The organism is Bradyrhizobium vignae, from assembly GCF_004114425.1.
GTDB classification, from domain to species: Bacteria; Pseudomonadota; Alphaproteobacteria; order Rhizobiales; family Xanthobacteraceae; genus Bradyrhizobium; species Bradyrhizobium vignae.
Window position 1 is genome coordinate 33,914 of record NZ_RDQF01000040.1, and the last position, 25,810, is coordinate 59,723.

Genomic DNA, 25,810 nt, shown 5'->3' on the forward strand with positions numbered 1-25,810 from the left:
AGGTCAGCCGAAGCGAACGATCACATACAAGCCCAGCGACGTACCCAGCAATGACAGACCCCACGCGAGCAGCGCGACAAATGCTGAGCCGAACAGCATCATGAACCCCCAAATTGCGCGGTTCAGATCACCTGTGTGAACTGCCTTGGTCTCGATCTGGCCGCTGTCGATAAACCCAACAGCGAGGAGTAGCCCAATGATGTAAGCAGCGAGCGAGGCAGAGGACAGAATGAGCCCGACAAAGAAGGCGATTGCAGTTGCTTTAAGCAGGACGTGCAGCTCAGGTCGGCTTGAGAAGTAGTAGAGCGCGGCCACCGACGCTACTACGCCGGCTCCGTTTGCTGTTCCGACCAGCTTTATAGCGTCGAGCAAGAAAGTGAGACGGTCTTTCGCCCCGAAGATTGGTCCACGCTCACTGTCAGCGGTCGCACCACCTCGCTCATCCTGGAGCTTCGCCAGCTTATCCATGAATTTGCGCTGCATCGACAACATCATCGTTCCTGCGAAAGCCTCTTCAGATCACGTCTATGTTTTCGAGAAACCACGCTCGGAATTCTTCCATGAAAGGCGTCCAGTCCTTCGCCTCCAGCTTCGTCAGCGCCCGAGAGATCATCATCGCGGCGTCGAAGCATGAAATCTCCATTGCGTCGTCGCCGCCGTGTTTCAGCCAGTAGTGTTCGCGGTTTAGTTGGTTGATCCAGTCCTTCTTTGCCGCAAATCTCTCCTTGGCGCGCGGATTGTCACGCAGCGCCGCAAAGAGATAGTGACCTTCGCGTTTGATCATCCCCTCACCCGCGCCAGCGAGCGTCACGGCCACCTCGAACGTTCCTCGCTCAAAGGCACGGATCGCTGCCTCAACCTGTCGGCTCGCCGCCTGGGTGAGCGTCAAGCTGAGCGGCTCGGCCGGCAGCCGTGGACCTCGGAACGGTCGCCTTCGGCGCGCTTCACGGAACGGGTTATCCGGCATCGCGACTTCAAAAGGTCTGAGGTTTGTCGACGGTGCCGACGCCTTCGCAATTTTGGCAGACACCGCGCAAGCGTTCGTTTTTGTTTGGGTCACCGCAGCACACTGGACAGGGCATCCATTCCCCTTTCGGGTTCGGTTCGGGGAAGTATTCCATCCGCCCGTCGCAAACGATGCAGACGCACTTTCCATTGCAGACGGGGCACAGAGTGGTTCCGCTGGGCATATTCTCACCGTCTCCCAAAGCGACGCGATCAACCTGGACCCGTACTACACCGGCCGTGCAGCCGTTGGGCGCGATCTGCCAAGGTTTTCCCCGGCTAACTTCCGCCAGCCTCCGCAAGCTGTTGGTATCTGCGTTGGTATTCCCCAGAGTTGTTGTAAAAATTACAATTTATAATCAATGGGTTATGACAGTCTCCCGATCCCCTCAGCCGGCACCATTGGTTTAGCTCCGCGACCGCAGATCGAAACCTGTCAATGGCCACGGCCCCTTTCGGCGACCACCGGAAGAACTAAATCATCGGTTTGGCGTTATCATCCTCCTGCTATAGAGTTGTCTCGCGGAGGTCTAGCGATGGACCCGAATGATCGGGTAGCCTTAGCCCTATCCGCTGTCGCCTTGGCCATCGCCATTGTGGTTGCATCGACAGTCACGTTGGAGCGCGTCAATACCCGTACGGCCAGCAACGGCGCTCCTCCCGGAACGGTAGGACTCGCCAGGCCCCACCCGCCGCTGGACCGTGCTCCCGGTGAACCGATACAGACAACAGGAACGCCATCCAACGCAAGGCAGCGTCCCTGACCGAACGCCGGCCGCACCGGCACCAGCAGTCGGTGCCTGTGCCTCAGCTTGAACGCTTGCGCGCGCTGCCCTGTCCGCGACGCCGGCGCCACCGATCTCGACCCAGGCATGTTTCGATTGCTCGAACACCGATCTGACGGGCGCCGGAAAATCCGGATCCGCGATGGCGCCGACGGCAATGCCGATCATGTCAGGCAGATTGTCGGCCTTCCAGCACACCGTCGAGCCACAGCCAGCGCAGAAATAGAAGCGAACCTCATCGCCGTTTGCGGCGACGCGAGCGTACTGCCGCGCCCCAAAGGTTGTTGATCAGCTCGACGACGTCGCCGATGCGGGTGGCGGCGACCGAGAGCTCGCTGACGCGCTCGGTCGTGGTGCGCACCTGGGTGACGGCTTCGCCCGCCATCCGCGCCGATTCCTGCACCTGGCGGCTGATCTCGTTCACCAAGGAGGACAGCTCCTCCGTTGCGGTCGCAACCGACTGGACGTTGCCGGTGGCTTCACCCGAAGCCGCGACGATGACGGAGGTCGGCATGTCGCGGCGGCGCTGCTCGGCGGCCTGCTTCTCCGTTTCGATCTGCGCGGCCTTGAGACGGCCTCGGTTGCCTCGGTGAGGACCGCGTCTGTTTTCGCCCGGCCCGGAACTGGCTCCGCCACCAGCCGTTATTGGCCCATGCGGATCCGGGAAGAAAACCGAAACATGATTCTACTAGCGACGGTGACGCTGTGCTGCAGCGCCTTGGCTGGCACATTGGCGCTGTTCGAGCCGGTGCTGGGACCGGCGCCTGAAAAGCGTGTCGCCGAGGGAGCCGTGATCGACATTACCCGGACATCGATTCAGGCCCCAGTTCGAGTGGTCGGCGCGCCGTTCGAGCCCAACGTCAATCCGCGCGAACGGTAGCGCTCACCGCGGCGAGACCTTCGCGCCCTCCTCGGGCGGGCCGTGGGCACGTGCCAATTCTTCCACGAACGCGATCACCTCCGCCCGCTTGTCGGGCGGCAGCGACAGGAACGCACGGATGAGCCTCAGCCCCTCCATTTCGTCCGACCGTTCTTCTGCAGCGACCATTCGGTCAATGTCGGACGACCGGGAAAAATATGCAATCCCTTTGCGAACCTCCTTGATTCGATGCAGCCGCTTTGCTGGAATAAGCGTGGCTGAGGTGGATCATGAAATGGATCAGCGAGCGCGACGCACTGATCGCGCAGACACTGGCCTTCGTCCAATCGGTGACCGGCAGGAAGGATGACACCCTTCAGCCGGAGAACCCTGCGGTTGGCTCGACCGCCGCGGTGGAGATCGTCGCCGTGGAGGCGGTCGCCCGCGAGTTCGAACCGCCGCCAGCCCCCCTTCCGTCCCGGCCCGCACCTGTCCCGCTGCCGCGGGCAAACGGTGATTTCCGCACCGAGATGCAGGCCCGCATCGCCAATTTCCGCAAGCATCAGGAGCGCTTCGAGCGCGAGCGTGAGGAATATTATGCGGCGACGCTGACCAAACTGCGTGCCGCCATCCGCGACCCCGGCGGCCCCCCGCCCAAAAAATAAGGTCGCCCCGTCAGGGACCTACAGCCAGGACCAGACCACCCAGAGATTGGTCGCGCAGGCGCCGAACAGCGCTAGCGTGAGGGGCAGGAGCATGTGCCCACAGGATGTCTTCAGGTCGCTCGTCATGGCGGAAAACATCCGCTGATTCCGGCCAACGAGTCCCAGGGATTCTTTTTTCCGGGATTCAGGACTCGTTAAGGACTCAGGGACGGCGGTAACCGATCACGGCGCCGTGATCGAACCGCGGGCCGGAACCCCTTACCGGGCAAGCTCGTTAACTGGGTTTGTTGGAGCGGGAAGAATGCCCTACGCCCTGTTCTGCAACGACGCCCAGATCAGCAAGGCCTATCCGAGCGAGTCCGACGTCTGGAAGCTCGCGCAACGGAGCGGTCTCGTCGTGGACGTGATGGCGGACGACGAGCGGCCGGGACCGCGCCGGGTGCTCGACAACGACTACGAGATCGCGCCTTGCCAGGCAGCTCAGGGCGAGGACCCCGCCAAGAACAAGGCTGAGGCCGACCAGGAGTCGCGGATGGAGTTCGAGCTGAACTCCTGAGCTCCGGCACGAAACCGGATCGCAGCTCAGGGCGTGTCAGGGCGTGGCGGCCGCAAGCGAGGCCTGCTCGCCTGGCATGGCGACGCAGGCCTTGCGGCGATGCAGCCCACGGATGGAGCCGGTAACCTTCAACACCTGGCCAGACGGACAGGAAGCGTTCTTGACGAAGGCGACCTCATAAGGTGCCAGCATCAGAGGCTCGGATTTGAGGATTGTCTGTGCAGAGCACGGCAGGCCGAAGAAGCACGAGAGCACCACTGCCGACATCAAGATACGCATGTCCGTCGTCCCACCAGCCCGGTAAATCTCATATAACGCGTTCCGGAGCGCGAGTTCCGTAAATCGCAAAGATTATTTTTGCTTTACGTCGGCTCCGTGACGCGCGTGAGAAGGCGCGTCAGCATCGTTTGCAAGCAAATGACGCGCCAGATGGTTTACGCAAGGCAAGCAAGCCGCCGGAAGACCGGCAAACGAAAGGCCGGCGGAGCCGGCCTTTGTCGGGTTTTGGATCGTCGCTGGGCCGCTCACTAGCGGGAGCCGGCCGGGCCGCCCCAGCCGAAGCGATAGTTCACACCGACCTTGACGGCATGGTCGTCCTCCCGGCCACGAACGCCGACGATGTCGGCCGGACCAGAGGTGAAGGTGGTGCTGCCGAAATTGTAATACTGGTACTCGGCCTTGGCCGACCAGTTCGGCGCGAACATGTATTCGAGGCCGGCGCCGACGGTATAGCCGTCCTTGCTGTTGCCGGTGGTGGTGAAGGCCTGCGGCACCCCGGCGATGTTCACGCCAAGGCCATTATTGCGCCAGGCGTAACCGCCCTTGGCGTAAAGCAGCGTCGGTCCCCAGGTGTAGCCGATGCGACCGGTCACCGACCCGATCTGGTCGGTGTTGGACGTGACCTGCGTGCCCAGCGGGAAGGTGACACCGTTGTTGTTGGTCGGCAGCCAGGAATATTGAGCCTCGACGCCTACCACCCAGTTGGGCGCGAACTGGTAGTCGAAGCCGCCCTGCACGCCGCCCATGAAGCGGGCGTCGCTCGACTGGAAGCTGCTGTCGCCGGCAAACGCGCCGCCGACATGGCCGCCGATGTAGAAACCGGTCCAGTTGTAGATGACCTGCGGCGGCGTATAGGCCGGAGCCTTGGTATAGGTGCGCGGCTGCATGTCCGCGGCGGCCGCCGGTGCGGCCAGCGCCAGCAGAGCTGCTGCACCGAGCAAAATCGACTTCATGATCATCCCCGTTCTTTCATCTACGACACTCGGGAAACAACGTGGCGTGAATTGGGTTGCTTCGCGGCGATGCCGGAACGTTGATCGTTCGTTACTGTGACGGCTTTGCAACGAGAGTATTTTGTTCCACCACGTCGACTGCGCAAGGCCGCCGCAACGATTTGTCGCAAGACAAACCACCCCGTTCAAAGCTCGCCGAAACGTGATCCAGCGGCTCGGCCGCTTCTGTCTAACACCAGACGATGAAGGCGGGCTTTGCGCTACCGCGTCATCTTTTCCAGTTCCGGAAAGGGAGCGTAAACCGCACCAGTGCAGAGATCGCTGGTCCGGTCGACCACGCGATCCGCTCGGCCGTTGACGAAGATCACGGCACGCTCACGCATGGCCTTGTAGCTGCCATCGCTCTCGCGCGGGGTGAAGTGCAGGCAGCTCACATAGAACTGCCGGCCGCCGACCTCGCGTTGCACCGGCTCGGCCATGCTGGCATCGCGCACGCCGACCGGATTGTTGAGATACGCTTTCATCAAAGCCACCGTGTCGCTGCGGAAATTGTCGGGAAACGGCTGCGGCCCGCCCGCCTGTGTCCCATCCAGCAGGGTTGGACGGTCACCGTCATTGCCGAAACATGCCGCAAGCACCAGCGGCAACGCCAGGATCACCGCACATCTCGCCAATCGCCCCACCGGCCCCGCTCTCCGCTCGATCAGATTCGGAGACGTTCTAGCCCCAAGCCTGCGCGAAGGGAATTCGCTTGCAGCGGAGCAAACAGCGCACCGGCCCGCTGCCGGCACCTCGGGCTTTCGCGCAAGGTGTGGCGAACGGACCGGGCCTGACGTCCGCGCGCGGCAGCGGGCAATGCCAGGGATGCCGCCGCGCGGGATCAGTCGTCAGTTGCGCTTGTCCGACGTTGCCGGCTTGGTCACGTCCGGCTGCGCCTTCTGCGACGCCTTGGCCGAGACCTGCTTGTGGTGATGGCGATGCTTGCGCACGGTCTTGTGCTCGTCGGTGGTGACCGCGGCATTGGCGTTCATCGCCTTCGACTTGGTATCCACCTTGGCATCGGCCTTTGCATCGGGCGCCTTGACGCCGGTGTCCGGTTTCGCAGCGGTGGTCGCCGCCTTGGTCTGGCCCTGATCCGCCTTGATCACCGGGGCTGTCGTAGTGGTCTTGCCGGCTTCAGCTGCGAAGGCAGGGGCTGCGATCACGGAAGCTGCGAGCAAGGCTGCAGAAATCGTCTTCAACATGGTGGTCTCCTCTTGCAAGGATCTTGAGGCGGCGCCCTCTCGTCACCCCTTCGATCGTGGGTCGGAGCCTAGGCGTGGCGCGCTGAACCCAGTCTGAAGCCCCTTGCAGGCTTCCGTTCATCTCGATGACAAGTTTGTCATCCGCGGCTGGGCGAACAGCGCGACTTGGGTAATAGAACTTGGCGAATAGAACTTGGCGAATAGATCGTGCGAAGCGGGAATGTTTCCGCCCGATGGGTGTTCCGGTCTTTGGGCAATCGTGTAGGATCGCCACGTTCCATACGGGAGACTTTTAGATGCGCAAACTCTCAACGCTTGTTGTGCCGGGCTTGGTCGCCATGACGTTGGCGGCTGCGCCGGTGCTGTCCAGCGCCTACGCCGCTGGCAGCGACGAGCCGTCCTCACCGCCGAAATCGGACTCCTCGTCCAAGAAGGGCAAGAAGAAGAGCTCTTCCGTTAGCGATCCCAAATTCCTGGCTGCCTATCGCACCGCCTACGCCGCGGTCTACGACAAGCACGATTACACGGGCGCGATCGACCAGCTGAAGTCGCTGGGGCGCGACGACGTCGCCGACGTCGCCAACCTGATCGGCTATTCCTATCGCAAGCTCGGCGACTACCAGTGGTCGAAGGTCTATTACGAGCTGGCGCTGAAGGACGATCCGAACCACGTGCGCACCTGGCAGTATTACGGCCTCTGGCAGCTCGAGCAGGGCAACCGCGAACAGGCGCAGTATCATCTGAACAAGATCGCCTCGCTCGCCGGCACCGACAGCTCTGAATATCGCTCGCTTGCCGCAGCGCTCGACAAGCCGACCGGCGCGACGCTGGTCTACTGAGACCAATCGCATCTTCTGACGAAGCGGACGGGCACAACCTCAGGGTTGTGCCCGTTCTGCATTTTCGGCTAGCCTCGCGCACCCAATCCTCCCTCGCAAATTGGTTTCGCAATGGACACGTGGCTGCGATCCGCGATCGACTACATCGGCTCCTGGATCGAATTCCAACTGACGACAATCCAGCAGCCGGGCGTCATCGTGGCCTTCGCCCATCGCGGCGAGGTCGTCGCCGAGCATGCATTCGGCCTCGCCAATCTCGACACCGGCGAGAAGCTCACGCCGCGCCACCGCTTCCGCATCGCCTCCCATTCCAAGAGCTTCACCTCGGCCGGCATCATGAAGCTGCGCGAGCAGCGCAAGATCCGGCTCGACGACATGGTCGGCCAATATGTCGGCGGCCTGCATCCGCGCGTCGCCGAGACGACGATCGCGCAAGTGCTCTCGCACAGCGCGGGGCTGACGCGCGACGGCGCCGATTCCGGCCAGTTCATCGACAGCCGCCCCTATCTCGATGCCAACGAGCTGCTCGCGGAATTGAAGCAGGCCACCGCAATCGAGCCCGGCACCCGCTTCAAATATTCCAATCACGGCTTTGGGCTGATCGGCCTCGTGATCGAGGCCGTGACCAAGGAGCCCTACCCGGTCTGGATCAAGCGCGAGATCATCGAACCCGCGGGCTTACGCGAAACCGAGCCAAATACGCCGCTTGCCAAGGGCACGCCGTTCGCGTGCGGTCATACGCGCAAAGTGCCGCTGGGCGAGCGGGGCGTGATCCCCGGCGACAATCCCGCACATGCGATGGCATCCGCCGCAGGCTTCGTCGCCACCGCCGCCGACACCGCCCGCTTCTTCGCGCAGCTGGCACCCAATGCGAGGAAGAGCGTGCTGTCGGTCGCGAGCCGCCGCGAGATGACGCGACACCATTGGCGCATCCCGCAGAGCTTCGAGGCCTACTATGGCTTGGGCGTCAATGCCGGCAAAACCGACGGCTGGGACTGGTTCGGCCATGGCGGCGGTTTCCAGGGCTACATCTCCCGGACCTGCGCCATTCCCGCCTGCGAGCTTTCGATCAGCATCCTCAGCAACTCCATCGACGGCGCGGCCCCGTTCTGGATGGATGGCGCGATGCAGATCCTGCGTGTCTTCCAGACCCGCGGCGCGCCCGACCGGCGCGTGCGCGACTGGACCGGCCGATGGTGGACGATCTGGGGCGCGACCGATCTCGTGCCCGCGGGCAACCGCGTGCTCGTCGCCAATCCGCAGTTCAACAATCCGTTCATGGATGCCGCCGAGATCGAAGTCACCGGCCGCGACAAGGGCAAGCTCGCCTGGGCTGCCGGCTATTCCAGCCATGGCGAGCCGGTGCGCCGGATCCGTGACAAGCGCGGCAAGATCAGCGACATCTGGATCGCTGGCGCGAATGTGAAGCCGGAAAACGCCGTGGCACGCGAGATCGCGCGCCGGTATCCGCCGCGCAAGCGAAGGCCTACTCCCTGATCAGCGTCTCGACCTCGCTACGGAACGCCTGCCGCGATCCGTCGCGCGAATAGAACATGTGGCCGCCGGGATAGACGACGAACTTCACGCGCTGCGTCACGAAGGCCGGCAGCTGATCGAGCACTCGCTTCGTTCCGAAATAGGGCGTGGCGAGGTCGAACAGGCCGTGCGCGACCAGCACGTTCAGCTTCGCATCGGTGGCGAGGATCTGGCGCAGCTCGGAGACCGATTGCGGCGGGTTGATGCCGCGGCCGAAATCCCAGTGGCCTTCCACGGTGCCGTTCAGGACTTCATAGGAGCCGTCCGGCCGCCAGTTGAGCTTGCGCGTCAGGACGTCGACGGCCGCACTCGTCAGCGGCGCCTGTAGCGCGTCGCCCGAGGGATCGCCGAAGCGCGAGCTGCCGGAATCCGGATAGGGATCGAAGCCGCGGACCGAGCCGTCGTAGCGCCCCGTCACCTTGCCGTTCTTGCGGTCGAGCTCGCGGCGAAATTCACCGACGTCGAAGCGCCCGGCGAGCCTGCGGCTGACCGCCTGGTCGATCCCGGTGAGCTCGGCGACCCTGTCGGCGAGACGATTGGTTGCCTCCTTGTCCGCCTCGCCCTTGACGAGATCGGTCAGGAATTCGCCGCGCGCGTAAGCCTCGACGTCGGCGAGGTCGGCGCGCTTGACCGGTCCCTTGGCTTCGCGCGCCACTGCGACATAGCTCGGCAGCGTCGCCACATATTGCAGGAGGCTCGTGCCGGTGAACTCGCGGAAATCCAAGAGCGGCGACACCATGATCAGTCCCCTGACGCCGATACCGTGCTGAAGCTGCAGCTGGCGCACGACCTTCGGCCCGCGAATGCCGCCATAGCTCTCGCCCGCGACGTATTTCGGCGAGGTCAGCCGGTCGTGCTTTTCGAGCCAGCGCCGGATCACGAGCGCGATCGAATTGACGTCGCCGTCGACGGAGTAGAAGGATTTGCGCGCGTCCTCGCCGCTCGCGACGAAGCGGCTGTAGCCGGTGCTGACGGGATCGATGAAGACGAGATCGGTGAAGTCGAGCCAGGTTTCCGCGTTCGGTTTCACTTCGGGCGAGGCCGAGGGCGACAGGGCCTCGCCATCGAGCGGCAGCCGCCACGGACCGGCCGTGCCGAACTGGAGCCACGCCGAGGACGCGCCGGGCCCGCCATTGAACAGGAACGTCACCGGGCGCGTCGCGCGGTCGGCACCGTCGAGCTCATAGGAGGTGACGGCGATGTCGGCCAGCGGCTCGCCCTTGCCATCGAACACGCGGATCGAACCGGCGGTCGCGGCGAAATTGAGGGTCCGGCCGGGCAGATCGAGCGTCTGCTTCGTGGTCGAATCCGGCGGCAGACGGTGTAGCTCGGCGGTCGATGACGATGTCTGCGATGCGCTCTGCGCGCCGCCACCGCGCCCGCCCTTCTGTTGTCCGGCCGGCGATGCCGTATCGGAGCGCGGCTGCGGCGGATCATCCGCGTGCGCAAAGTCCGCGAGCGCGAAAGCCGCGACCGCCAGCACCAGACTCGCGTGACGGAGCACCGGCAAGTTCGTGACCATGATCGTTCTCCCTGCCCGGCCCTGACAGCCGGTGAGAACGGAAAGCTTAGCGCGGAATTGCGACGGTTTGGGGGATCATTGGTCTGGAGGGGCCTGAAGAAGCCGGCCAGGTTCAAATCGCCCGGTTCTGTGCTTAAATCCGGTTGCACAGTCCCTGTTAGGTTTGGCGGGCGGTCATCCTCGACAATGGATGCTTAGGTCGTATAGACGAGCCCGGCGGAACTTTTCTCCAGCAAGGCGGCCCTGCCGAGAAGCCATGACCAAGCCCTCGCGATACGACCGGATCGCCTTCGTCGCCAGCCCGAGTAACGAGGCGCAGGTCGCCTTCGGCCAGCTCACCAGGGACTATGGCAATTGCGACCCCAAGGAGGCCGACGTCGTCGTCGCACTCGGCGGCGATGGCTTGATGCTCCAGACGCTGCACCAGCACATGCACACGGGGAAGCCGATCTACGGCATGCACCGCGGCACCGTCGGCTTCCTGATGAACGAGTATTCGACGCACGATCTGCGCGCGCGGCTCGAGGCGGCCCATGAATCCGAGATCAATCCGCTGCTGATGCGCGCGACCGATGTCAATGACCACGTCCATCTGCACCACGCCATCAACGAGGTCGCCCTGTTCCGGCAGACCTACCAGGCGGCGCGGCTGCGTATCCTGATCGACGAGCGCGAGCGCATGTCCGAGCTGATTGCGGATGGCATCATGGTGGCGACGCCGGCCGGCTCGACCGCCTACAATCTCTCCGCCCAGGGACCGATCCTGCCGATCAACGCCGCGTTGCTGGCGCTGACACCCATCAGCGCCTTCCGCCCGCGCCGCTGGCGCGGTGCGCTGCTGCCCAACACGGCCTATGTCGTGATCGAGGTGCTGGAGGGCGACAAGCGGCCCGTGGCAGCCGTCGCCGACCACGACGAGGTGCGCGACGTCCGCCGCGTCGAGGTGCTGTCCGACAGGACGATCGCGATGCGGATGCTGTTCGACCCCGGCCACAGCCTGGAAGAGCGCATCCTGCGCGAGCAGTTCGGCTATTGAGCCCGACAGCGCATCATTGCTCGCACGGCTGAATCGCGTCCAGGCCGCTCGCCATGGCGGGATCACTGAGTAGGCCGAAATCCCTGACGACGGGGTGAAGCTCTTCGTCTCCGACGTCATCAGGTAGATCGTGACGGGCAGCGTGGCCTGCGGCGCCGCATTGGTGCGACAGAATTCCTTGGCTGCGACACCGACCCCCATCGCCCCGTGCTTGCCTTGCTTCCCCTGCTCGACCATCGAGGCGCGCAACGCCTCGAAACGCGTGGCATCCTCTGGCAACCCTTCGTTAACCGCCAGCGCGATATGGTTAACGAAAGTTGACCGCTTTGGCCCAGGCGTCATGTTCCGCATCGATTTCAACAAGCTGCGCTTCCTCGTCTGCGACGACAATCCGCACATGCGCCGCATCCTGCGGACGCTGCTGCATTCCTTCGGCGCGCGCGAGGTCTACGAAGCCGAGGACGGCGCCACCGCGCTCGAAATGTACAGTCATTACGTGCCCGACATCGTCATCAGCGATTGGGCAATGCCGATCTTCGACGGGCTCGAGCTCGCGCAGATGATCCGGCAGCCGGAATCCAAGGGCAACCCTTACGCGCCGATCATCATGCTGACGGGCCATTCCGAGAAGCGCCGCGTCACGGTCGCGCGCGATGCCGGTGTCACCGAATTCCTGGCCAAGCCGATCTCGGCCAAGGGACTCTATCAACGCATCCTCAACGTGGTCGCCAATCCCCGCCCCTTCATCAAGACCAAGACCTATTTCGGTCCGGACCGGCGCCGCAACACCAACTCCGCCTATATGGGTCCCGAGCGCCGCGTCGGCGAAAAGCACGAGGTGCTGCAGCAGCCCTCACTGCTCGACAAGGCCCGCTCCACCATCTAGCGCAACGTCCTTCAGGCGAGGCAGGCATCATGGCGAAGAACAGCGCAAAGGACATCGAGGTCAAGGCCTTCGCCACGCATCAGATCATCACGCAGCCCAACCCACTGCGCAAGGTCCTGCGCCGCGTCGAAGCAAAGGACGCGGACGATCCGGTCGGCCGCGCCGAGCAGGCGCTCGCAAGCCTGGCCGGTGAGTTCAAGGACTGGATGGCGATCGAGGTCGAGAGACTGTCGGCCGCCTGGACTGCCGTGCAGAAGCATGGCTTCACCAAGGAACTGCGCGACGAGCTGTTTCACGCCGCACACGACATCAAGGGCGATGCGGCGACTTTCGGCTTTCCTTCGGCAGCGGGAATCGCCGAGAGCCTGTGCCGCGTCATCGAGCACGCGCCTGATCTGGAAAAGGTGCCGGCCGAGCTGTTCACGCACCACATCAACGCCATTCTCGCCATCGTGCACGAGAACACCAGGCTCGACAGGATCAGCGTCTCCGCCGAGCTCAGCCGCCGCCTGCGCAAGGTCGCCGACGACTATCTCACCCAGGTCAACCGCGACCGCCCCGAGCATCTCGAGGTGATCCTGGCCCCGACCATCGCGCCGGTGGATTGAAGCCTCTCTCCTCTCGACATTGCGAGCGCAGCGAAGCAAATCCGGACTGTCCCCGCGGCGGGATTCTGGATTGCTTCGCTGCGCTCGCAATGACGGAGTTTGCGGATCCGGCTACGCTGCAATCAGATCGTCGTATACCGGATCGATCGAATCATCCGCGACCAGCTCGTCGCAGAACAGCCGTGCCTCTTCGCGCGCGGATTCGGTGGCGAAGCGGCGCAGCAGGACCATCAGCGGCTCGGTGGCGCCCCGATCGGTCTCGCAATGGGTGAGCACGCGCTCGACCATGCGCCGGCGCAGCCGCACCGCGCCGTCGTCGCTATCGACGAAGCCCTGCTCGTGGCAGGCATCGAGCGCGATCTGGAATGCCGCAAACGTCGCCTCGGGAAGGCCGGCGCGGCGCAGCAGCGCGTGCAAGCTGTTGCCGCCCCGGTCGTGCAGCAGCGCGGTGACGCGTGCCAGCGGTAGGTCGGCAAGCTCGGCGAGAGCCGCATCGAACAAATCGAGATTGCTCGACAGCAGTGCGCGCAGGATCAGCCCCGCGGTCAGCTGGCCAGTGATGCGCAAATGCCGGACCAGGTCTTGCATGTCCTCGCCGCGCGAGCGCGCCGCGATGTTCATGGTGGAGCGGTCGCGTGCCTCGATCGTGATGCGGTCCGCGCGGTCGGCGCTCAGCCAGTTCCGCGCCACGACGAATTGCGCCAGCGTCTCCGAGAGCTTTGCCACCAGCGCGGCACGCGTTGCGGCCGGAAGATCCTCCAGCACCAGCATCGCCTCGCGGATTGCTGCGAGATGGCCGTGACGCTCGACGATGCGGTGCCAGGAGAACGGAGCCAGCTCCGCGTGGGGATTTTCGATCAGCTCCAGTGCGGCAGCCGCGCAGCCGACTTCGGCGATCGCGGCGCAGACCGATACAGGCAATGCGATGCGGCGGGCCACCGCACATTGCACCTCCTCGTTGCCGGTCGCGACGATATCGACGAGATCGGCGTCGATCAGCAGCGGAGAATGTTCGAGCACGGGCAGCGCGACGCTCGGCTGATCTGCCGACAAGGCCCGCACGATTGCGGCGGGCGCATCAAGGCTGCGGGCAAAGGCCTGGGCCATCGCCTGCCGCACCAGCGGCGAGGGATCGTCGAGCAGCATCAGAAGCGCGCCTTCGGCGGCGATGCGGTCGTCTGCAGAAAGGTCCGAGATCAGCCAGGCCCGCGCCAACGCCCGTGTTGCCTCGGCCCGCTCGCCGGCGGGCGCCGTCCTGATCCAATGAATGAACTGCCGAACAATCATGCTGCTTCCGGCTTACACAACAAACGAAAATGGTGACGGCTCGTCACTTGCAACACAAAATAAACCACGACGCTTAACAAAGCGTTCACCATAACTGGCTGGTTTTATTGATGATTTGTTAAGGGAACAAAGGCGCCCGCGAGCCGTTCCCCCGGGACGCTGCGCAGCATGCAAGTAATGCGCTGCCGAGCCGGATGCCCAGAGTTCAGAGAGCGGAGCTTGTTGCGCGGGTCCCGGCTCTGCCAGCAGCGTTTCACGCTGCAGCGCGTCCGGGACACGAGCGCGGACACTAGCTCGAGAACGTACCGCTGCGATCGCTAAAGAGATCGAGCGGCTGCGGCGGCCGCACATCCGGCGTCACTGATGCGACTGACGTAAGAGAGGCATTGTTGCCCCACAATTTCTGCACCGTCGCCGAGACCGGCTGCGTGGCGTCGCCGGGCTGATAGATCGAACGAAACACCGGCGTGCTCGGGACGTTGTCCGCGACGGAGCTTGGCGAAGTCGCACTGACGGGCGTCACGGCGCGTGTGTTCGGGAAGGTCTGAAGATAGACGGCGTTGTCGATCACCGGTGCGGTCGGCTGCACGCCGTTCGCGCTCGCGACCTCAGTTGTCGACGGCGTGCCGCCATACATCGCCATCGCGCTCCGCGTGACTTTCGAATTCGCTGCACTGGCGTAACGTGCGTCGAGCACCGAGTAGACCTCGGAGACACTGCGGGCGCGGCCGTCCCTGGCGTAGAAGATCGAGCGGTTGGCGGCAGCCGCGTTGGGAAACAGCCGCGCGCCGACCGCTTGGGGATTGTCCTCGGCATTGGCGATCAGTTTTGCGGCCCCGCCGACGCCCATGAAATGCGCCATGTAGAGCTCGCTGTCGCTTGGCCTGCGGCCGAGCAGACCGGTGAGCTTGAAACTATTCGACTGCGTCAGCGCTGCCGCCATGGTGGATGCGGCCTCCGGGTCATCGCGCAGCTTCATGATCGAACGCTTCATGACGGGGTCGCTGACGGTATAGGTGCCCGACGATGTCTTGGTGATGGCGTCGGCGAAGCTGCCATAGCCGAGCTGCGCGCCCGCCTCCTTCACGGTGCCGAGCCAGGTCTGGTCGATGAACTGATAGAGCCCGTGCGCGGACGAGGTGGTGGCGCCTGCCGTCGGGTCGAAATCCGATTCCATCTTGGCGGTGGTCAGCATGTACTGGAAGCTGACGCCGGAGATATTCGAGGCCTGCTTGATCGCGCCGGCGACGCGCGCCCGCGACGGATCGAGTCCGGCCGCCTGCGTGGCACTGGAATTGTCGATCGACATGATGAAGTGCCCGCCCCGTGCGGCGTTGCGGCACCGGCAATTCGGCGCCCGTCGTCTCACCGTGGGACAGGTATGGTTAATGCGGGGTTAATTGGACGCGAATGGTCATTCCGGGGCGCGCGAGACGGTGCGAACCCGGAATGACGGACGTCACTTCTTATAGACCGCGTCGGGATCGAACAGCCGCTCGGCGTCCGTGAAGACCAGCTTCGCTCCCCCGCCCTCGGCCTCGACCTTGCGGTAGAAGCACGACCGCCGCCCGGTGTGGCAGGCCGCGCCGATCTGCTCGACGCGGATCCAGATCGCATCCTGATCGCAATCGGTGCGCATCTCGATGACGCGCTGGGTCTGACCTGAGGTCTCACCTTTTCGCCACAAGGCATTGCGCGAGCGGCTGAAGTACCAGGCCTCGCCGGTCGCAATCGTCTTGCGCAGCGCCTCCTCGTTCATGTGCGCGACCATCAGCACGTCGCCGGTGGCGACGTCGGTCGCGACGCAGGTCACGAGGCCGCTGGCGTCGAACCTGGGCAGGAAGGCAAGACCTTCCTCGATCTCATGGGAGTGAACGGACACGGGACCCTCGCGCGAGCATGATCCGGAAAAGTGTGAAGCGGTATTCCGGAAAGATCATGCTCAAACAATAAAGCCTCGCGAGGTCAGCGCGTCGTGCCTCGCACCAGGGACAGGAAACGGGCCTGCTCGGCCGGATTGTCGCGGAACATGCCGGTGAAGCGGCTGGTGAAGGTGGAGGCGCCATGCTTGGCGACGCCACGCACCGACATGCAGGTATGCTCGGCCTCGATCAGCACCGCAACGCCGCGGGGCTTGAGGATCTCGTCGATGGCCGCGGCGATCTGCGCGGTCAGGTGCTCCTGGGTCTGGAGCCTGCGGGCGAAGATGTCGGTCAGGCGGGCAAGCTTGGACAGGCCGACCACGCGTTCCACCGGCGTGTAGGCGATGTGCGCCTTGCCGTAGAAGGGCATCATGTGATGCTCGCACTGCGAGGTGAACTCGATGTCGCGCACCAGCACGAAATCGTCATAGCCAGCGGTCTCGCCAAAGGTGCGGTCGAGCACCTCCGCCGGGCACTGGTGATAGCCCTGATAGAGTTCGTCGAAAGCCTCGACGACGCGGCGCGGCGTGTCGAGCAGGCCTTCGCGCTGGGGGTTCTCGCCGATATAGGCGAGCAGTGTCTTCACCGCCGCTTCCGCCTCGGCGCGCGCGGGGCGCGGCTGGTCGGCGCGGACGGCGGCTTCGAGGAATTCGGCAGGGTCAAGCTCGGCCGGGCGGCTCTCGGGCTGCCGGTCGGAGGGCTTGTTGGGGCGGATGGATTTGATTGCAGCGTCCATTTCGACTCCGTTCGACGGCCTTACGGCCGGAGTGTCACCGGCAGACGGGGCGGCCAAGCCGCCGGACGCCTGAAGAGAACAATTGAAGCCGGTGGAAAATATCCTCACCACTAACGTCGGCCGCGTGGGTCTGCCCCCCGCTGGACTATTTTTCCGCCGGTTCCGCCCCTATATAGGACCGTGGACGCCGCCCGCCAAGGCCGATCGGGTGGGGAAGTGCTGGACTCCATCACATGCTGAACGACATCTACAACAAGCGGATCATCGAACTGGCCGGGAATATTCCGCGCCTCGGACGGTTGTCGGACCCGGACGCCTCCGCAACCGCCCACTCGAAGCTGTGCGGCTCGACCGTGAAGGTCGATCTCAAGATGAGCGGGGACACCGTCACCGACTTCGCCCATGACGTGAAGGCGTGCGCCTTGGGCCAGGCCTCTTCATCCATCATGGCAAGTCACGTGGTCGGCTCGACTGCGAGCGAGCTCCGTGAGTTACGCGAAACCGTTCGTAAGATGCTGAAGGAGAATGGCGCGCCTCCTGAAGGCAAATGGGAAGAGATCAAGTTCCTCGAGCCGGTCCGCGACTACAAGGCGCGCCATGCCTCGACGCTTCTCACCTTCGATGCCGTGGTTGATGCCATCGGTCAGATCGAGGCGAAGATCACGGCCGAGCCCAAGCAGCCGGCCGCAGCGCAGGGCTGAAACCCCTCTCCGTCATTCCGGGGCGATGCGCAGCATCGAACCCGGGATCCCGAGATTGCAGCACGAGATTCCGGGGTCGCGCCACGCGCGCCCCGGAATGACTGCCAGAATTTAAGAGCTTACTTCTGCGCCGCCGTAGCCGGCGCTGCCGCGCTGCCGGTCGGCACCAGGGCTTCCGCCGTCTTGGTCGACTTGGCAGGCTGCGCCTGCTGCGGTTCCGCGCCGAACCTGGCCTGCGTCTTCGGTGCAAGCTCCGCCATTGCCGGCGCTGAGATGTCCACATGCGGAAGCACATCCGCCACGAGATCGGTCGTGACCAGATTTGTGAGCTTGAGCTCGCCGGCATCGAGCTCGTGCAGGTCTTCCCAAGGCGGAACGCTGAGCGCAAGCGACAGCAAATCGCCGGCGCCGCCCATGTCGAAGGTGTATTTGGCGAGGCGGCCGATGTCGCGTTCCACGATCATCAGGTCCTGCGCGCTGTAGCTCGCCGCCTTGGCATCGTCGGCCCGGTCGCCCATCCAGATTTGATGGACGCGAACATGGGCGGCTTCCGGCACGTAACGCTTCTGGCCGGCCAGCAGCAGGAACACGCACATGGATTCGCAATAGGCTTCCGGCGCGACCGTCGGGCGAGCCGACTGCCCGCCGCGGAGGCTTACGCCGACCGTGGTCAAGAGCCCGAGATTGCGGAAGCGGCGGCCGAGCGTGATCGCGTCATTGACGGAACCGCCGCTGGAGTCGAGCACCACGGTCGCGCCGCCGAGCTGGCGTCCACGCGAAAACTCTTCGAATGCTTTTGGCGTATCGGCAGTGATGATGCCGACTGCACTGATCCAGCCGCGGCAGTTGGGCTCGCAGGCGACCCAGCTGAACTTCATCGGCAGCTTGCGCTCCTCGAGGGCAGCGCCAGCTCGAGCCGACGATCCGAATGTCGCGACGGCGCCAGCCAACGCGATTCCGCAGACGGCGGTTCCCACCAGCAACCAGCCGCGAAGATCAAGGGAGTTCAGAAGTCTCAATCTGGTTCCTTCCCCAAGCCCCAAAGGTCCCTAAACAATCCACGGTAGCGCCCTCTGAGTCCATCATACAGGCGTATGTTTCTACACATGGGCGTCACGAAAATGGTATCCGTGGGAATACAGATCGTCCACAGATACTTGCTGCACTGCTCCCAAAAAGCACGCAAAATATGGCGCGCAAACAACAGCTTACGGTTCCCTGCGCCGGAACCGTGCAACACCTCGATCAACGTCGCAGCAAAACGCACATGAAGCATTCAGCCTGCGAGCATTGTTCCGGTTCAATCGAAGGCGTGCTCCGGCTGCCGCGCAGATTCGGCCGCGCGCTGATCTGGCTGTATCGCCACACGCTGTCGCCCCTGGTCGGTTACAACTGCCGGCATTTGCCGACCTGCTCGGTCTATGGCGATGAGGCGATCGAACGGTTCGGGCTCTGGGCCGGCGGCTGGATGACGCTCGCGCGCCTGCTCCGCTGCAATCCGTTCGGCACATCCGGCATCGACAACGTGCCCCTCACCGCGCCGCACGGCGCACGCTGGTATCTGCCGTGGCGGTACGGCCGCTGGCGCGGGGTCAATGCATCCTGACGTTTGCGCGGTGCTTTGTGCATCGCTGCCCTGACCGGAACCGGAACTTTCTGCTCGCGTTGTTTTGATGCTCCCACGGGAGGAAACAACAATGCGCTGGAAAATCAGCCCTCATTTTCACTTCAAGCCTGGTCCGAATTTCAGTCACAGGGGACACGATCCCAGAACCATCGACCTGCTCGCCATCATCGCCCTGCTCGCGCTCGTCCTCGGCTCAGGCTGGTATCTGGCGAGGAGCCTTGCGACACAGCCAAGCGCGACGACGTTCATCGTGCCGAGCCAGAGCGTGCATTGGTAGCTCAGAGGTCCAGCACCAGCCGCTCGGCGTCCGAGCCCGCCACGCAAACCATGAGATAGCGCTCGCGCTCATAGGGCGAAAGGATGCGGTCGCGGTGCACTGGCTGGCCCTCGATCCATCCAACCTTGCAGGCGCCACAGATGCCGCCGCAGCAAGACGCCGCGACGTCGATGCCGCCCTCCTGCAATGCGGCGAGGATGGTCTGGCCGGCCCGGACGTGAATCTCGGCGCCCGAGCGCGCCAGTGACAGGGTGAACGGTTTGGCGTCGGGATCGATGACGGGTGACGGTGCGGTGAACCGCTCGATGTGGACACTCGCCGCGGGCCACGCTGCGGTCACCCGCTCGAAACTCTCGATCATGCTTTCCGGGCCGCAGCAGGCGACCACGGTCTCAGACCCGCCCTCTCCGACGAGCGCGGCGAGATCGGGACGCCCGGTCCGGGATGTCCGATGCACGATGATGCGCCCCTGTTCGACCAGCGAGCCGAGTTGCGCGGCGAGCGGAACCTCCTCACGCACGATCAGATGCAGCGTGAACTCGGCTTGCTGTGTCCGTTCGAGATGCCTCGCCATGGACAAGAACGGCGTCACGCCGATGCCGCCGGCCAGGAACACATAACGCGCGATGTGAGCTTGCGGCTCGATGCCGCCGCGCGGCAACGACACGCCGATGACGTCGCCGATGCCGATTTCGTCATGCAGCGCCCGCGAACCGCCGCGTCCATCCGCTTCGCGCTTGACCGCTATGGCATAGCGCGTGTTTTCCGCGGGCTCGTTGCACAGCGAATAGGTGCGGACCAGCCCGTTCGGCAGATGCAGATCGATATGCGCACCGGGCTTGAACGGCGGCAATTCCCATCGGTCAGGATCGGCCAGCGTGAACAGCTTGACGCCTGCCCCAGCCTCCTCGATGCCGGTAACGACCGTCTTGACTGTCGTGATCGGGCGCGCGCTCATGCCGCATTCCGCACGATGTCGCCGACCCTGACGATGCCGCCTCGCAGGATCTTGCAGTTGAGGCCGGAGCGATTGATCAAGGGGTCGAAGATCGCCTTGCCAGTGATCTCCTCGATATGCCGGCACGGCACCGACAGGCGCGTCGCTTCCAGCAGGGTCTCGCCCAGCCAGAACCGGCGGCCGACGAGATGATTGAGGGGCACACCCTCCACCGTGACGTTACGCCGATGCTCCTCTGGGCCGAGCTCGATCCCCGCGTCGCGCTTCAGCGCGACCAGCGTCTCGAGTTCGAACAGCGTGACCTGCCGGCCTTCTTCCGGCTTATGGGAGTAAAAACCCTCTTCTTTGCCGATCATGTAGCGGTCGCCCTCGATCCCCTTGCCGGCGACGAGGGTGAGGGTCTCGGCTGCACGCATCGGCAGGAACGCGCGCGGGGCAAGATGGAGGAAGCGCACCACGCCGGTCCAACCGAGCTGTGCTGCACCCTGCGCCGGACCGGCGCTCATTGTATCGAGCATGACAAATCCTTTGAGAAGGTGTGGCGCCGCCGGCAGCGGCGCCGCGGGGATCAGGTCAGTTCCTTGTTCGCCATCTCCGGCGCGAACGTGGTCGCGATCGCGGTGATGGCGGCGCAGGCGATCAGCAGCAGCGAGACCGGCCAGGTTGCTCCACCACTCCAGGCCATCAGAGAGGCTGCAATCAACGGCGTCAATCCGCCGCTCAGCGCCGCACCGACCTGGAACCCCAGAGAAGCGCCGCTGTAACGCAGACGCGCGGTGAACAGCTCGGAGTACCAGGGCGCGCCGATGCCGAACATGACCATCTGACCGAAGGTGATCGCGACCACGATGGTGCACACAACGATGGCCGGATCGCGGGTGTCGAGCAGCCAGAACAGAGGGAAGGCAAACAGCGCCGAGAACAGGCAGCTCGCATAGAACATAGTCTTGCGGCCGACGAGGTCGGACAGCCAGCCGAACAGCGGGATGGCAAGCAGCGCGACCAGCGACGCGGCGAACGCCCCGTTCAGCACCACCGCGCGCGGCAAGCCGAGATTGGCGGTGGCGTAGGACATCACGAACACGCCGCCAATGCTGGCATAGGCGATTTCAGAGATCTTCAGACCGACCGCGGTGAAGAATGGCCGCCGGTGATGCCTGAAGATCTCGAGCAGTGGCAGGCTTGCGACTTCCTTTTTGGCCTGGACCTGACGGAAGGCCGCTGTCTCTTCCATGTTGAGGCGGATATAAAGACCGACGCCGACTAGCAGGATCGAGATCAGGAATGGGATGCGCCAGCCATAGGCCATGAAGTCGCTTTCCGGCAGGCTCGCCACAAGCGCGAACATGCCGATCGCGGCCAGATTGCCGATGGGATTGCCGACCTGCACCATGCTGCCGAGCAGGCCGCGGCGGTGCGTCGGGCAATTCTCCACCACCATCAGCACGGCGCCGCCCCATTCGCCGCCGAGGCCGATACCCTGGAGAAAGCGCAATCCGATCAGCAGCACCGGCGCTGCAATACCGATCTGCTGATAGGTCGGAAGCAAGCCAATCAAGAAGGTGCCGAGGCCCATCACCATGATCGTGATCGCGAGCATCGCCTTGCGGCCAACCCTGTCGCCGTAATGGCCAAAGATCGCAGCCCCAAGCGGCCGCGCCAGAAATCCGACGGCATAAGTGCCGAAGGCCGCGATGGTGGCGAGCGTGGCGTTACCGGCGGCGAAGAACACCTTGTTGAACACCAAGGCGGTCGCCGTGCCGTAAATGAGGAAGTCGTACCATTCGACCGCGGTGCCGATCACGCTCGACCACACGATCCGCCGCAAGCTCGCCGCCTCGTCCGGCGCCACGTTCAGGGTTACGTCGTCTGCTACGGTCATCGATCTCTCCAAAAGGTACCGGCGCCTGGGAAAAGCAGTTGGTTCGGTCCGTGGCGCCCATCGGCGGCCACGACGGTAAGGATCGATCATGTTTACTGATGGAAATCAACGCAACGAAACGCGGCAAATGCCGACGATCGCGGCAAAGTCGACGAATTGCCCTCACATTCGGCTATTTTCCGCGATATGCCAGTTCATCTGCTCATATTATCTGCGCCTCTGCCTGAAATTTCCGCCCATACGTTTTCCTGTGGAATACACATGCCGCCCACCGGCGGGGCGCCTTGCCGGCCGCCGGGCTGGCAGTCCGGCGCCATCTGTTGCAAAAAAGGCCCGAGCTGTTCGGGAGATTCATGCGTGCTTGACATCAGCAAAGCCACGGCGGTCGGGGCCAACATCCGCGCGGCGCGGATCGCCAAGGGCCTGACGCTGGACCAGCTTGCGAAAAAGAGCGATCTCACGCGAGGCTACATTTCGCTGGTCGAGCGGAATCTCAAGATCCCCTCGCTTGCCGCTCTGCTTCGGATGGCCGCCGCTCTCGAGGTCAATGTCGCCAACTTCTTCGACCCGAACGCCGAGCCGGCGCCGCGCTACACGCTGTTCCGCCGCCAGGACGGCAACGTGCCGCTGTTCCAGGACACGTTTGGCGTGGTCCCGCTGGCGACCGGTCGCACCCGCAAGATGATGGAGCCATTTCTACTGAGCCCACCGCACAAGGCGGCGACGCGCGCCTCGCATGCGGGCGAGGAGCTGCTGTTCGTCATCAACGGCAAGATCGCGATCAAGCTCGACGGCGAAGAGCTCGTCCTCGGCAAGGGAGATTGCCTGTATTTTTCAGGCGAGACGCCGCATGAGGTCAGAAGCCTCGGCCGGCAGAAAGCCGAAGTGCTGGTCGTCGTAGCCCAGATCTCGTGAGGCCCGACCTCTGCAAAGAGCCTAACGGAACCAGAAAAAAAGTCCCTGTGACGGCGGGATCGACTCCGGCGGCCGCAGCCGCTTCGGGCGCGACGGCCTTGGCGCCGGCTCGGCGGCCGAAGTGGTCTCCGCCGCCGGCGCGCTCTCGGTGCCCGGCACCTTCACCGCCAGCAGCAAATTCGTTTCGTGCATCCGCCAGCGATAGCCGACGCCAAAATCGATCGGCTGGGCGCGCGTGAACAACTCGGCGTAGCGCTCCTGGTAGCGGCCGGGGAATTCGTCGATGGGGCCGAGATAGCGGCCGAACGGGAAGAACCGCCATTGCCGCGCATTGTAGTTCGCGAGCGGAATGCCGGAATCGTCCTGGATGATGGTGGCACTGTTGGCGAGCAACCAGTCTCGCACGACGGTGAAATTGTCGGAATGCAGCAGATAGGACGCGCTCTTGAGCAAACTGTTGCCGGGGCCGAGCGTCTCGCAAAATTTCAGGAATCCGGTCGCGCGCGCACCGGAATTGGAAAGATCGGTCGAGAAATAATACAGCGTGCGCGTTTCGCCATCACTGCCCGCAAAGCTGATGCGGACGCCGCGGGTCGCGTTCGGCCCCGGATTGTCACCTCCCGCATGCATCCCGCCCTTGTTGTCGAGCGCGACCATCTCGACATTGCGGATGGTCTTGCCGGAGCGGGCGAGGAAGACATAGAGGATCGGCAAGGTGCCGTTGACCTGGTCGGCGTGCAGGTCGACCTTCATCTGCTTGGTGATGAAGAAAGAGAAGCTCAGGATCGAGCCGAGCGAACGTTCGACATTGTAGAGCGCGGCGCCGACCGAACCGCGCGGCAGCCGCGTCAGATCGGGCACCGCACCGACCGGCTCGAGCGCTCCGAGCACGTAGGTGCTGGCCTTTGAATAGAAGGCATTGGCGTAGAGGAAATCCGGCCCGCTGAACATGTAGAACATGGTCGGCCGCGGCGCGGCGAGATTGACGTCGGCCCAACTGCGAATTTTCGAGAGCTGCCTCTGCTCGAGCTGAGCGAAGGCCCCGTCGAAGAATTTTGCGTGACGCTGCCAGCCTGGATCCTTCGTGAGCGGCACCAGCGGCGACTCCGCCGAAGGCTGCATGCCTGCGAGGAAGCGCGCGGTGTCGTCGAAAGTGACCTCTGTGGCATGCGTACACGACACGGCCGCAGCCAGGAGGGCGAAAGCAACGGCCGCAATTCTCAGGGGTCGGAGCATGTCTATTCGGGATGTGGTGAAGCGACAGCGGCGACCGGCCGCCTGCGGAAGACAGCATAAATCAACAGGCCGGAGAGCATGACGAGCATCCCCGACAGCGACTGCACCGGCCGCTCGGTCAAGAGGTAGTACATCATGAACGCGGTCACGAGCAGGAAAACGAGCGGCGTGAACGGGTATCCCCAGGCGCGATAGGGCCGCGGCAGATCGGGATCGGTGATGCGCAGCTTGATGACGCCGGCGACCGTGAAGAACGAGCAGAACAACAGCGCGAACTGGATGAAGTCGAGCACCGCCTCGAAGCTGCGCGTGAACAGCAGCAGCGTCGCGACCGCGAGCTGGAACAGGATCGCATAGGCCGGCGCACCGCTGACCGATCGCTTCGAGAAGACGCGCAAGGCGGGAATGTCCTCCCCCATCGTCATCATCACGCGCGGGCCGATCCACATCATGGCGCTGATCGAGGAGATCAGGCCGACGCAGATCATGGCTCCGACGATCCGGCCGCCGAGGCTGCCGAAGATCGCGCTGCCGGCGACACTGGCGACGTCGAGCTGGCCGGCAAGCGCACTGACCGGCGTGGAATAGAGAAACACCGCATTCAGTGCGACATACAGCACGAGCACGATCAGCGTGCCCGCGAGCAGCGCGCGCGGCAGGCTCTGCTGCGGCGTGCTCATCTCGCCGATGATGTAGGTCGCGGCATTCCAGCCCGAGAACGAATACATCACGAAGACGAGGCCGATGGCGAAAGGCGCGCTGACGATGTGGGCGAGGTCGCCCGGCTGCGGCGTGAAGGCGATCGGCTGCGGCACGCCGATGACGAAGCCGGCGACCAGGAAGGCGACGATGAGCACGACCTTGAGGATGGTCGAGATCAGCTGGAAGGTCGAGGAGTGCCTGACGCCGGTCAGCTGCACGATCGAGACCAGCCACACCACGCCGATGGCGAGCGGGATCGGCGGCAGATCGGGCACGACCGATTTGGCATATTCGCCGAACGCCATTGCGGCGAGCGCGACGGGCGCTGCAAAGCCGACCGTCGCCGACACCCAGCCGGCGAGAAAGCCGAAAGCCGGATGATAGGTGCGGCCGAGGAGGTTGTACTCGCCGCTCGAGCGCGGAAACATCGCGCCCAGCTCGCTATAGGCGAACGCTCCGCACAGCGCGACGATGCCGCCGACTGTCCAGAGCAGCAAAATCGAGAAGCCGGACGGGATGTCCTTGACCTGGAAACCGAGGCTGGTGAAGACGCCGACCCCGATCATGTCGGCCACAACGATGGCGGTTGCGACCGGAACGGAGACCCCGGCCCCGCTCCCGGTCAGCCGGCTAGTCCAGGCTGCGGTTCCCGCATCTGAGGCCGTCATCGGGGTCCTTCATCTCAGGCATCTCGCCTCGTGGGCCCATCGTGCAGTTTGGCCCAGTCAATTCAAGCAGGGTTAACAAGGGTTAAATGAGGCAAACGTTAGCAGGTACCAAAACACCGACTAAGC

Annotated in this window: 30 protein-coding genes and 2 pseudogenes; 12 read left to right on the plus strand and 20 right to left on the minus strand. The window is 63.9% G+C overall.

What is annotated here, in order from left to right:
• Positions 1-3: 3 nt before the first annotated feature.
• From EAV90_RS27285 to EAV90_RS27300, 4 genes and pseudogenes are all read right to left on the minus strand, one after another.
• On the minus strand, positions 4-492 hold the full coding sequence (locus EAV90_RS27285) for a hypothetical protein (RefSeq protein ID WP_164937121.1): 489 nt from the start codon (positions 490-492) through the stop codon (positions 4-6).
• Positions 493-514: 22 nt separating this feature from the next.
• Positions 515-1,030 carry a hypothetical protein gene (locus tag EAV90_RS27290; protein ID WP_129145214.1) on the minus strand — a complete coding sequence of 172 codons (516 nt, stop codon included), beginning with the start codon at positions 1,028-1,030 and terminating at the stop codon, positions 515-517.
• A gap of 823 nt (positions 1,031-1,853) precedes the next feature.
• A pseudogene (locus EAV90_RS27295) lies at positions 1,854-2,054 on the minus strand (GFA family protein); the annotation flags it as partial.
• A 7-nt stretch (positions 2,055-2,061) separates the two neighbouring features.
• Positions 2,062-2,298 (minus strand): annotated as a pseudogene (locus EAV90_RS27300) (methyl-accepting chemotaxis protein); the annotation flags it as partial.
• 171 nt (positions 2,299-2,469) lie between these two features.
• On the opposite strand from EAV90_RS27300, the gene EAV90_RS27305 reads away from it, so the two are divergent.
• A complete protein-coding gene (locus EAV90_RS27305; RefSeq protein ID WP_164937122.1) occupies positions 2,470-2,670 on the plus strand; it encodes a hypothetical protein in 201 nt (66 codons plus the stop codon).
• 3 nt (positions 2,671-2,673) lie between these two features.
• On the opposite strand, the gene EAV90_RS39700 is transcribed toward EAV90_RS27305, so the two are convergent.
• Positions 2,674-2,838, minus strand: coding sequence for a hypothetical protein (locus tag EAV90_RS39700; RefSeq protein WP_164937123.1), 165 nt, complete (start codon positions 2,836-2,838; stop codon positions 2,674-2,676).
• A 101-nt stretch (positions 2,839-2,939) separates the two neighbouring features.
• Between EAV90_RS39700 and EAV90_RS27310 the strand changes: the two genes are divergently transcribed.
• A complete protein-coding gene (locus EAV90_RS27310; RefSeq protein WP_129145216.1) occupies positions 2,940-3,314 on the plus strand; it encodes a hypothetical protein in 375 nt (124 codons plus the stop codon).
• A 301-nt stretch (positions 3,315-3,615) separates the two neighbouring features.
• Positions 3,616-3,870: a hypothetical protein gene (locus EAV90_RS27315; protein ID WP_122402645.1), complete on the plus strand. Its 255-nt coding sequence runs from the start codon at positions 3,616-3,618 to the stop codon at positions 3,868-3,870.
• A 36-nt stretch (positions 3,871-3,906) separates the two neighbouring features.
• On the opposite strand, the gene EAV90_RS27320 is transcribed toward EAV90_RS27315, so the two are convergent.
• From EAV90_RS27320 to EAV90_RS27335, 4 genes are all read right to left on the minus strand, one after another.
• Positions 3,907-4,149, minus strand: a complete 243-nt coding sequence (locus EAV90_RS27320) for a DUF6719 family protein (RefSeq protein WP_129145217.1) — start codon at positions 4,147-4,149, stop codon at positions 3,907-3,909.
• 248 nt (positions 4,150-4,397) lie between these two features.
• A complete protein-coding gene (locus EAV90_RS27325; protein ID WP_164937124.1) occupies positions 4,398-5,102 on the minus strand; it encodes an outer membrane protein in 705 nt (234 codons plus the stop codon).
• A gap of 260 nt (positions 5,103-5,362) precedes the next feature.
• Positions 5,363-5,758: a hypothetical protein gene (locus EAV90_RS27330; RefSeq protein WP_122406592.1), complete on the minus strand. Its 396-nt coding sequence runs from the start codon at positions 5,756-5,758 to the stop codon at positions 5,363-5,365.
• Between the two features lie 231 nt (positions 5,759-5,989).
• The gene (locus tag EAV90_RS27335) at positions 5,990-6,346 is read right to left on the minus strand and encodes a His-rich protein BRANT (protein WP_122402642.1); all 357 of its coding nucleotides are present in this window, start codon (positions 6,344-6,346) and stop codon (positions 5,990-5,992) included.
• 296 nt (positions 6,347-6,642) lie between these two features.
• Between EAV90_RS27335 and EAV90_RS27340 the strand changes: the two genes are divergently transcribed.
• Complete coding sequence (locus tag EAV90_RS27340) at positions 6,643-7,185, plus strand: tetratricopeptide repeat protein (protein ID WP_129145219.1); 543 nt, start codon at positions 6,643-6,645, stop codon at positions 7,183-7,185.
• 111 nt (positions 7,186-7,296) lie between these two features.
• Positions 7,297-8,682 carry a serine hydrolase domain-containing protein gene (locus tag EAV90_RS27345; RefSeq protein ID WP_129145220.1) on the plus strand — a complete coding sequence of 462 codons (1,386 nt, stop codon included), beginning with the start codon at positions 7,297-7,299 and terminating at the stop codon, positions 8,680-8,682.
• On the opposite strand, the gene EAV90_RS27350 is transcribed toward EAV90_RS27345, so the two are convergent.
• A complete protein-coding gene (locus EAV90_RS27350; protein ID WP_129145221.1) occupies positions 8,672-10,243 on the minus strand; it encodes a S10 family peptidase in 1,572 nt (523 codons plus the stop codon). The two genes, EAV90_RS27345 and EAV90_RS27350, sit on opposite strands and share 11 nt — an antisense overlap.
• Positions 10,244-10,499: 256 nt before the next feature.
• On the opposite strand from EAV90_RS27350, the gene EAV90_RS27355 reads away from it, so the two are divergent.
• The 3 genes from EAV90_RS27355 to EAV90_RS27370 all read left to right on the plus strand — a co-directional run bounded on the left by EAV90_RS27355 (position 10,500) and on the right by EAV90_RS27370 (position 12,773).
• Complete coding sequence (locus EAV90_RS27355; RefSeq protein WP_122402638.1) at positions 10,500-11,279, plus strand: NAD kinase; 780 nt, start codon at positions 10,500-10,502, stop codon at positions 11,277-11,279.
• A 340-nt stretch (positions 11,280-11,619) separates the two neighbouring features.
• The gene (locus EAV90_RS27365) at positions 11,620-12,165 is read left to right on the plus strand and encodes a response regulator (RefSeq protein ID WP_129145222.1); all 546 of its coding nucleotides are present in this window, start codon (positions 11,620-11,622) and stop codon (positions 12,163-12,165) included.
• Between the two features lie 29 nt (positions 12,166-12,194).
• Positions 12,195-12,773, plus strand: coding sequence for an Hpt domain-containing protein (locus EAV90_RS27370; RefSeq protein ID WP_129145223.1), 579 nt, complete (start codon positions 12,195-12,197; stop codon positions 12,771-12,773).
• A 111-nt stretch (positions 12,774-12,884) separates the two neighbouring features.
• Here the strand turns inward: EAV90_RS27370 and EAV90_RS27375 are convergent, their stop codons facing one another.
• The 4 genes from EAV90_RS27375 to folE form a co-directional block, all read right to left on the minus strand.
• Positions 12,885-14,060, minus strand: a complete 1,176-nt coding sequence (locus tag EAV90_RS27375; protein ID WP_129145224.1) for a DUF2336 domain-containing protein — start codon at positions 14,058-14,060, stop codon at positions 12,885-12,887.
• Positions 14,061-14,349: 289 nt separating this feature from the next.
• Complete coding sequence (locus EAV90_RS27380) at positions 14,350-15,369, minus strand: lytic transglycosylase domain-containing protein (RefSeq protein ID WP_162500226.1); 1,020 nt, start codon at positions 15,367-15,369, stop codon at positions 14,350-14,352.
• Positions 15,370-15,519: 150 nt separating this feature from the next.
• On the minus strand, positions 15,520-15,942 hold the full coding sequence (hisI, locus tag EAV90_RS27385) for a phosphoribosyl-AMP cyclohydrolase (protein ID WP_129145225.1): 423 nt from the start codon (positions 15,940-15,942) through the stop codon (positions 15,520-15,522).
• Positions 15,943-16,025: 83 nt separating this feature from the next.
• Complete coding sequence (gene folE, locus EAV90_RS27390; protein ID WP_122402633.1) at positions 16,026-16,718, minus strand: GTP cyclohydrolase I FolE; 693 nt, start codon at positions 16,716-16,718, stop codon at positions 16,026-16,028.
• A 233-nt stretch (positions 16,719-16,951) separates the two neighbouring features.
• Between folE and EAV90_RS27395 the strand changes: the two genes are divergently transcribed.
• Positions 16,952-17,419 carry an iron-sulfur cluster assembly scaffold protein gene (locus EAV90_RS27395; RefSeq protein WP_129145226.1) on the plus strand — a complete coding sequence of 156 codons (468 nt, stop codon included), beginning with the start codon at positions 16,952-16,954 and terminating at the stop codon, positions 17,417-17,419.
• Between the two features lie 119 nt (positions 17,420-17,538).
• Here the strand turns inward: EAV90_RS27395 and EAV90_RS27400 are convergent, their stop codons facing one another.
• Complete coding sequence (locus tag EAV90_RS27400; RefSeq protein ID WP_162500225.1) at positions 17,539-18,438, minus strand: COG3904 family protein; 900 nt, start codon at positions 18,436-18,438, stop codon at positions 17,539-17,541.
• Positions 18,439-18,686: 248 nt separating this feature from the next.
• Here EAV90_RS27400 and yidD point away from each other — a divergent pair, with 248 nt between their 5' ends.
• Both yidD and EAV90_RS27410 read left to right on the plus strand, forming a co-directional pair.
• Complete coding sequence (yidD, locus tag EAV90_RS27405; protein ID WP_122402631.1) at positions 18,687-19,025, plus strand: membrane protein insertion efficiency factor YidD; 339 nt, start codon at positions 18,687-18,689, stop codon at positions 19,023-19,025.
• A 91-nt stretch (positions 19,026-19,116) separates the two neighbouring features.
• The gene (locus tag EAV90_RS27410; RefSeq protein ID WP_122402630.1) at positions 19,117-19,323 is read left to right on the plus strand and encodes a hypothetical protein; all 207 of its coding nucleotides are present in this window, start codon (positions 19,117-19,119) and stop codon (positions 19,321-19,323) included.
• Between the two features lies 1 nt (position 19,324).
• Here EAV90_RS27410 and EAV90_RS27415 read toward each other — a convergent pair whose 3' ends face one another.
• The 3 genes from EAV90_RS27415 to EAV90_RS27425 are packed head-to-tail and all read right to left on the minus strand — an operon-like array spanning position 19,325 to position 22,163.
• On the minus strand, positions 19,325-20,281 hold the full coding sequence (locus EAV90_RS27415; protein WP_129145227.1) for a PDR/VanB family oxidoreductase: 957 nt from the start codon (positions 20,279-20,281) through the stop codon (positions 19,325-19,327).
• Entirely contained in the window at positions 20,278-20,799 is a 522-nt protein-coding gene (locus tag EAV90_RS27420; RefSeq protein ID WP_129145228.1) for an MOSC domain-containing protein, read from the minus strand. Before EAV90_RS27420 ends, EAV90_RS27415 begins: the two co-directional genes overlap by 4 nt.
• Before the next feature lie 50 nt (positions 20,800-20,849).
• Positions 20,850-22,163 (minus strand): MFS transporter, encoded by a 1,314-nt coding sequence (locus tag EAV90_RS27425; protein ID WP_129145229.1) that lies wholly within the window; start codon positions 22,161-22,163, stop codon positions 20,850-20,852.
• Positions 22,164-22,520: 357 nt separating this feature from the next.
• Between EAV90_RS27425 and EAV90_RS27430 the strand changes: the two genes are divergently transcribed.
• Positions 22,521-23,078, plus strand: coding sequence for a helix-turn-helix domain-containing protein (locus EAV90_RS27430; RefSeq protein ID WP_122402626.1), 558 nt, complete (start codon positions 22,521-22,523; stop codon positions 23,076-23,078).
• Between the two features lie 21 nt (positions 23,079-23,099).
• Here the strand turns inward: EAV90_RS27430 and EAV90_RS27435 are convergent, their stop codons facing one another.
• The gene (locus EAV90_RS27435) at positions 23,100-24,314 is read right to left on the minus strand and encodes a hypothetical protein (protein ID WP_129145230.1); all 1,215 of its coding nucleotides are present in this window, start codon (positions 24,312-24,314) and stop codon (positions 23,100-23,102) included.
• A 2-nt stretch (positions 24,315-24,316) separates the two neighbouring features.
• Entirely contained in the window at positions 24,317-25,684 is a 1,368-nt protein-coding gene (locus EAV90_RS27440; RefSeq protein ID WP_122402624.1) for an APC family permease, read from the minus strand.
• Positions 25,685-25,810: the final 126 nt, after the last annotated feature.

Excerpts from the sequence above, each read along its gene's own strand:
- EAV90_RS27420 (WP_129145228.1), bottom strand. The coding sequence starts at position 20,799 with ATGCTCGATACAATGAGCGCCGGTCCGGCGCAGGGTGCAGCACAGCTC.
- folE (WP_122402633.1), bottom strand. The coding sequence starts at position 16,718 with ATGGACGCTGCAATCAAATCCATCCGCCCCAACAAGCCCTCCGACCGG.
- EAV90_RS27365 (WP_129145222.1), top strand. The coding sequence starts at position 11,620 with ATGTTCCGCATCGATTTCAACAAGCTGCGCTTCCTCGTCTGCGACGAC.
- EAV90_RS27375 (WP_129145224.1), bottom strand. The coding sequence starts at position 14,060 with ATGATTGTTCGGCAGTTCATTCATTGGATCAGGACGGCGCCCGCCGGC.
- EAV90_RS27285 (WP_164937121.1), bottom strand. The coding sequence starts at position 492 with ATGTTGTCGATGCAGCGCAAATTCATGGATAAGCTGGCGAAGCTCCAG.
- EAV90_RS27440 (WP_122402624.1), bottom strand. The coding sequence starts at position 25,684 with ATGACGGCCTCAGATGCGGGAACCGCAGCCTGGACTAGCCGGCTGACC.
- EAV90_RS27310 (WP_129145216.1), top strand. The coding sequence starts at position 2,940 with ATGAAATGGATCAGCGAGCGCGACGCACTGATCGCGCAGACACTGGCC.
- EAV90_RS27355 (WP_122402638.1), top strand. The coding sequence starts at position 10,500 with ATGACCAAGCCCTCGCGATACGACCGGATCGCCTTCGTCGCCAGCCCG.
- EAV90_RS27320 (WP_129145217.1), bottom strand. The coding sequence starts at position 4,149 with ATGCGTATCTTGATGTCGGCAGTGGTGCTCTCGTGCTTCTTCGGCCTG.
- EAV90_RS27315 (WP_122402645.1), top strand. The coding sequence starts at position 3,616 with ATGCCCTACGCCCTGTTCTGCAACGACGCCCAGATCAGCAAGGCCTAT.
- EAV90_RS27395 (WP_129145226.1), top strand. The coding sequence starts at position 16,952 with ATGCTGAACGACATCTACAACAAGCGGATCATCGAACTGGCCGGGAAT.
- EAV90_RS27345 (WP_129145220.1), top strand. The coding sequence starts at position 7,297 with ATGGACACGTGGCTGCGATCCGCGATCGACTACATCGGCTCCTGGATC.
- EAV90_RS27435 (WP_129145230.1), bottom strand. The coding sequence starts at position 24,314 with ATGCTCCGACCCCTGAGAATTGCGGCCGTTGCTTTCGCCCTCCTGGCT.
- EAV90_RS27425 (WP_129145229.1), bottom strand. The coding sequence starts at position 22,163 with ATGACCGTAGCAGACGACGTAACCCTGAACGTGGCGCCGGACGAGGCG.
- EAV90_RS27415 (WP_129145227.1), bottom strand. The coding sequence starts at position 20,281 with ATGAGCGCGCGCCCGATCACGACAGTCAAGACGGTCGTTACCGGCATC.
- yidD (WP_122402631.1), top strand. The coding sequence starts at position 18,687 with ATGAAGCATTCAGCCTGCGAGCATTGTTCCGGTTCAATCGAAGGCGTG.
- EAV90_RS27325 (WP_164937124.1), bottom strand. The coding sequence starts at position 5,102 with ATGAAGTCGATTTTGCTCGGTGCAGCAGCTCTGCTGGCGCTGGCCGCA.
- EAV90_RS27410 (WP_122402630.1), top strand. The coding sequence starts at position 19,117 with ATGCGCTGGAAAATCAGCCCTCATTTTCACTTCAAGCCTGGTCCGAAT.
- EAV90_RS27305 (WP_164937122.1), top strand. The coding sequence starts at position 2,470 with ATGATTCTACTAGCGACGGTGACGCTGTGCTGCAGCGCCTTGGCTGGC.
- EAV90_RS27340 (WP_129145219.1), top strand. The coding sequence starts at position 6,643 with ATGCGCAAACTCTCAACGCTTGTTGTGCCGGGCTTGGTCGCCATGACG.
- EAV90_RS39700 (WP_164937123.1), bottom strand. The coding sequence starts at position 2,838 with ATGGTCGCTGCAGAAGAACGGTCGGACGAAATGGAGGGGCTGAGGCTC.
- EAV90_RS27380 (WP_162500226.1), bottom strand. The coding sequence starts at position 15,369 with ATGTCGATCGACAATTCCAGTGCCACGCAGGCGGCCGGACTCGATCCG.
- EAV90_RS27370 (WP_129145223.1), top strand. The coding sequence starts at position 12,195 with ATGGCGAAGAACAGCGCAAAGGACATCGAGGTCAAGGCCTTCGCCACG.
- EAV90_RS27335 (WP_122402642.1), bottom strand. The coding sequence starts at position 6,346 with ATGTTGAAGACGATTTCTGCAGCCTTGCTCGCAGCTTCCGTGATCGCA.
- EAV90_RS27350 (WP_129145221.1), bottom strand. The coding sequence starts at position 10,243 with ATGGTCACGAACTTGCCGGTGCTCCGTCACGCGAGTCTGGTGCTGGCG.